Source organism: Raoultella sp. (assembly GCF_039594335.1).
In the GTDB taxonomy this organism is placed as follows: Bacteria; Pseudomonadota; Gammaproteobacteria; order Enterobacterales; family Enterobacteriaceae; genus Klebsiella.
This window is the reverse complement of the sequence record NZ_JBCNNS010000249.1, coordinates 1-3,516: the sequence shown is the minus strand read 5'-3', so window position 1 is coordinate 3,516 and position 3,516 is coordinate 1. Positions and strand designations below refer to the sequence as shown.

Here is a 3,516-nt window from a genome sequence, read left to right as displayed (position 1 = left end):
GATTAATGGATAAACTGATGCAGGAACGCAACACGCTCAACGATCTCAGTATGCTGGATCCCCTGACCGGTTTGTATAATCGCCGCGGGCTACAGAACCGCCTCGACACCCTGCTGGCGCTGGACGGAGACAACCACTTTGTGCTGCTCCTCGATATCGATCACTTTAAAGCCTATAACGACCACTATGGTCATATGATGGGCGACCAGGCGCTGATTCGCGTCTCTGCCGCGATCCGCAACGCCGTGCGCTCACGCGATATTGTCGCTCGTTTTGGTGGGGAAGAGTTTATGGTCCTGCTGACCAACAGCAGCGAGGAAACCGCCTGGCAGGCTGCCGAACGCATTCGCCAGCGGGTCTATGATCTGAAGATCCCGCATATGTTTAATGAAAGTGTCGCCACCAACGTGACCATCAGCATTGGCCTGACGCCGCTCATTGATGACAACATTGAGCAAGCGCTGGCACGAGCCGATGGCGCACTGTATGAGGCCAAAAATAAAGGACGCAATATTATTCTTGCCAGTTAGCTTTTCCTTCGCGCGCCGCGGTATCGCGGCGCCGACAAACTCCTTGCCATGCCGCCTGCAAACAACTAATATCAGGAATCATTATCATTTAGATTTGTATCTGGAAATCAAATGGCCTGGCGCTCCCTTTCTCTTAGCGACGAACTCATCTGGCGGGCTCCCTTCCCGACGGCTGAACGCGCGCTGGCGGAGAGTCTTCGGGCAAAAATCACTGCCCTGCGCCCTCATCTGCTGGATTTCCTGCGTCTGGATGAGCCTGCCCCGCCGCATGCGTTAACGCTCGCCGAGTGGTCGCAACCCATCGCGTTACGCTCCCTGCTGGCCACCTGGTCCGATCATATCTATCGTCATCAGCCCACGCAGCCGCGTGAACAGAAGCCCCTGCTCTCGCTCTGGGCCCAGTGGTATATCGGCCTGCTGGTGCCGCCGCTGATGCTGGCGCTGCTTAATGAACCGCAGGGACTCAGCCTGGCGCCAGAACATTTCCATGTCGAATTTCACGAGAGCGGTCGGGCTGCCTGCTTCTGGATTGATGTGCATAACGATGCCAGGATAGCAGCGCTTTCACCGCAGGCGCGGATAGATGCCCTGGTGATTCGTACCCTGCAGCCGGTTGTTGAGGCGCTGGAAGCGACGGGCGAGATCAATGGCAAACTTATCTGGAGTAATACCGGCTATCTGATCAACTGGTATTTAGGTGAAATGCGCACGCTGCTGGGCGATGAGCAGGTCGCCGCTCTGCGTCAGCACTGCTTCTTTGAAAAACAGCTCGCCGATGGTCAGGATAACCCGCTGTGGCGAACGGTGGTGCTGCGTGAAGGGCTGTTAGTCCGACGCACCTGCTGCCAGCGCTATCGCCTGCCGGATGTCCAACAGTGCGGCGACTGCACGCTGAAATAACGCCCCCTACCTCAAAATTAACGGGCGGCCCTTGCCGCCCGTTGCTATTTATGCGGTCTGTTGACTCTCCTGCTCCGCTCGCTCGGCCTCTTCCGCTTCCTGAGCAAGCAGCTGTTTCTCATACACCTTAAAGAACGGGAAGTAGATAATCGCCGACACGCAGGCCAGAACGATCACCAGAACCGCCGCCCGAAAATCCCAGCCCAGCGCCCAGGCGCCGCCAATCGGTGCTGGCGCCGTCCACGGTACCACCGAGATAACGCGGCCAATCAGATCCAGCTTCATTGCTGCCCAGGCCAGCACCGCGTTCACCATTGGCGCCAGCAGGAACGGAATAAAGAACACCGGATTCATGACGATAGGCGTCCCAAAGATAACCGGCTCGTTAATGTTAAACAGGCTTGGCACCACGCTCAGACGGCCAATGGAGCGCAAATGCGCTGAGCGGCTACGCAGATAACAGAACACCAGCCCCATGGTCGCCCCGGAACCACCAACCACTATGAAGAATGTCCAGAACGCCTCCATGAAGATATGCGGCAGAGGCGCCCCCTGGGCCAGCGCCTGCTGGTTCATACCGAGGTTGGTCAGCCAGAACATCTGCAGCATCCCGGACACAATCGCGGCACCGTGGATCCCGGTGAACCACAACAGGTGGCCAATAAGCACCGCCAGCAGAATTGCCGGCAGAGAGTCGGCTGCCGAAACGAGCGGTTTGAAGATGGCCATAATGGCCTGCGGGATCAGCATGTCAAAATGGTGCTGGATAAACAGACTCAGCGGATACAGCGTCAGCACGACCACCAGCACCGGGATCAACAGATCAAAGGAGTTTTTGATCATCGGCGGAACCTGGTCCGGCAAGCGGATCCCAATGTTGTGCGCTTTCAAAAAACGCATCATTTCCACGCAATAGATCGCCACCAGAATCGCGGTAAAGATCCCGGTCCCCCCGAGGCTATCCACCGGCAGCGTGCCATTGGTCTTCGGCGCGGCAATCAGCAAAAAGGCCATGATCGACAGCATTGCGCACATAAAGGGATCGAGCTGATTGGATTTCTCGTAGTGCTTACCGAGGTTATAGGAGATCGCCGCGCAGATGTAGATCGACATGATCCCCATCGTCATATCAAAGGGGGTCAGAATACGCCCCTCAAATTCTTTTGCCAGATCCAGCCAGGCGCGGGCAAAACCCCAGGTGGTATCCGGTGAGAAAGGTGGATAAGCAAACACCAGCAGGAACGATCCGACGATCATAAATGGCATCGCTGAGATAAAACCGTCACGGATAGCCATGACGTGACGCTGCGATGAGATCCGCCCTGCTATGGGGCTTATGTAATTTTCTACAAAGCGAAATATCAAATTAAACGCAGCATGGTTAGCAGACATAGTAGCCCTCCTGACAGGCTATTGATACTGGCCCAACAACGATTACCCTGCCGTTACGATGACCGCTTTTTGATGCAGCAGGCCGCTGATGGATTACCGGCTATACTGCTCATGACGCAACGATTCATACACGGCTCTTATGTTATAAATAAAGTGAGAAGTGACTGTTCCAGTATTCATCTCTACGCGCACAACCGCAACCGGTTACAGTAACCGGTTACGGTGAATGTGAAGGAGATCGACAAAATAGAAAGAATCTGGATTGTCCGCGCTGTTATTTACACTCCGCCAGGCTTGTGACAGATTTAACCAGGCTTAAATCAGGAGAATCCAATGAGTCTGCAGTCTGTACGGCAGTTTTTTGCCGAACACGCCCCCGATATCGAAATTATTGAGTTAAATCAGAGTACCGCCACCGTCGCGCTCGCCGCTGCCGCACACAACGTTGAGCCTGGACAAATCGCCAAAACGCTGTCGCTCAAGATCAAGGATAAGATTGTACTGATCGTCGCCAGGGGCGATGCGCGGCTGGATAACAAAAAGCTGAAAGAGACCTTTGGTGCGAAGGCCAGAATGTTAAGCAGCGATGAGGTGGTGACCTGGACCGGTCATCCGGTAGGCGGCGTGTGCCCTTTTGGTCTGGAAAATCCGCTGGCCGTCTATTGCGACGTCTCGCTCAGGCACTATCAGGAGG

At 55.1% G+C, this 3,516-nt stretch carries 4 protein-coding genes; 3 read left to right on the top strand and 1 reads right to left on the bottom strand.

What is annotated here, in order from left to right:
• Nucleotides 1-530, top strand: a 530-nt coding sequence (locus tag ACZAHD_RS22445) for a GGDEF domain-containing protein (protein ID WP_462458700.1), incomplete at its 5' end; no start/stop codon positions are given.
• A 111-nt stretch (nucleotides 531-641) separates the two neighbouring features.
• Nucleotides 642-1,430, top strand: a complete 789-nt coding sequence (gene fhuF / locus ACZAHD_RS22440; RefSeq protein WP_016160257.1) for a siderophore-iron reductase FhuF — start codon at nucleotides 642-644, stop codon at nucleotides 1,428-1,430.
• Between the two features lie 48 nt (nucleotides 1,431-1,478).
• Here the strand turns inward: fhuF and ACZAHD_RS22435 are convergent, their stop codons facing one another.
• The gene (locus ACZAHD_RS22435; protein WP_462458699.1) at nucleotides 1,479-2,822 is read right to left on the bottom strand and encodes a PTS sugar transporter subunit IIC; all 1,344 of its coding nucleotides are present in this window, start codon (nucleotides 2,820-2,822) and stop codon (nucleotides 1,479-1,481) included.
• Between the two features lie 333 nt (nucleotides 2,823-3,155).
• On the opposite strand from ACZAHD_RS22435, the gene ACZAHD_RS22430 reads away from it, so the two are divergent.
• Nucleotides 3,156-3,516, top strand: a 361-nt coding sequence (locus ACZAHD_RS22430; RefSeq protein WP_462458698.1) for a YbaK/EbsC family protein, incomplete at its 3' end; no start/stop codon positions are given.

What these genes read in the sequence shown, in the direction of transcription:
- ACZAHD_RS22435 (WP_462458699.1), bottom strand. Translation starts at nt 2,822, where the DNA reads ATGTCTGCTAACCATGCTGCGTTTAATTTGATATTTCGCTTTGTAGAA.
- fhuF (WP_016160257.1), top strand. Translation starts at nt 642, where the DNA reads ATGGCCTGGCGCTCCCTTTCTCTTAGCGACGAACTCATCTGGCGGGCT.